The organism is Streptomyces alkaliphilus (assembly GCF_014141535.1).
Classification (GTDB): domain Bacteria; phylum Actinomycetota; class Actinomycetes; order Streptomycetales; family Streptomycetaceae; genus Streptomyces; species Streptomyces alkaliphilus.
Genome location: NZ_VKHT01001163.1, coordinates 1 through 1,418, shown reverse-complemented (window position 1 = coordinate 1,418; position 1,418 = coordinate 1). Strand labels below are relative to the sequence as shown.

Genomic DNA, 1,418 nt, shown 5'->3' with positions numbered 1-1,418 from the left:
CAGTTGTGTATAAGAGACAGCACCGGGAGCGACTTCCACCGCCACGGCCACCAGCGGGGTGCCCACGGGCACCTCCTCCCCCTCCGCGCCGTGCCGGGCGGTGATCACGCCGGCCCACGGGCAGGGCACCTCGACCTGCGCCTTGGCGGTCTCGACCTCCACCACCGGCTGGTCGACGGCGACCGCGTCGCCGACCTCGACCAGCCAGCGCACGATCTCGGCGCCGGGCAGGCCCTCGCCGAGGTCGGGCAGCAGGAATTCACGCACCTCGGCCACGGCCGTCACCCCCGTTGCGTCGGTCGGTCGGACGCCCGGCGGGCGTGCCGTCCCCGGTCTCGCGGTATTCCGCCTCCCACTGCAGGCGCGCCATGGCGTCCAGGATCCGCTCGGTGTCGGGCAGGTGGTGGTGTTCCTGCATGGGCGGCGGATAGGGGATGTCGAAGCCGGTGACCCGCAGCACGGGGGCGTGCAGGTGGTGGAAGCAGCGCTCGGTGATCCGGGCGGCGATCTCCGCGCCGGGGCCGGCGAAGCCGGACGCCTCGTGAACGATCACCGCGCGCCCGGTGCGACGCACGGAGGCGCACACCGTCTCGTCGTCGAAGGGCACCAGGGTGCGCAGATCGACGACCTCGACGTCCCACCCCTCGGAGCGGGCGGCCTCGGCGGCCTCCAGACAGACCGGCAGGCCGGTGCCGTGGGTGATGAGGGTCAGGGACGTGCCGGGGCGACGCACCACGGCGCGGCCGAAGGGCTCCACGGCGGGCGGGGCGTCCAGGTCGAGGGTGTCCTTGGACCAGTACAGCCGCTTGGGCTCAAGGAACACCACGGGGTCGTCGGAGGCGATGGCGCGCCGCAGCAGGCCGTACGCGTCGGCGACGCCGGCGGGGGCGACCACGTGCAGGCCGGGGGTGGCCATCCAGTAGATCTCGGAGGCGTCGCTGTGGTGCTCGACCCCGCCGATGCCGCCGCCGTAGGGGATGCGGATGGTCAGCGGCAGGTTGAGGGCGCCGGAGGTGCGGTTGCGCATCTTGGCCACGTGCGAGACGAGCTGTTCGAAGGCGGGGTACGCGAAGGCGTCGAACTGCATCTCGACCACCGGACGCATCCCGTACATGGCCATGCCGACGGCGGTGCCGAGGATGCCCGCCTCGGCGAGGGGGGTGTCGGAGCAGCGGTCCTCCCCGAACTCGGCGGCGAGACCGTCGGTGATGCGGAAGACGCCGCCCAGGGTACCGACGTCCTCGCCCATGACGATGACGTCGGGGTCCTCGGCGAGGGCGTCGCGCAGCGCGCGGTTGAGGGCTGCGGCCATGGTGACGGGGCGCGGCCCCGTGGGGGCGGGCGCGGCGGCGGAGGCGGTGCGGGTGGTCATGCGGCACGCTCCGATGGGGCGTCGGCGGTCACGTCCCGGCCGGCGG

At 73.8% G+C, this 1,418-nt stretch carries 2 protein-coding genes; both read right to left on the bottom strand.

The annotated features are described in order from the left end of the window. On the bottom strand, positions 1-276 hold a 276-nt coding region (locus FNQ90_RS23145), incomplete at its 3' end, for a biotin/lipoyl-containing protein (protein ID WP_323380138.1). Continuing rightward, entirely contained in the window at positions 260-1,372 is a 1,113-nt protein-coding gene (locus FNQ90_RS23140) for an alpha-ketoacid dehydrogenase subunit beta (protein WP_143623731.1), read from the bottom strand. The genes FNQ90_RS23140 and FNQ90_RS23145, both read right to left, overlap by 17 nt. Positions 1,373-1,418 lie beyond the last annotated feature (46 nt).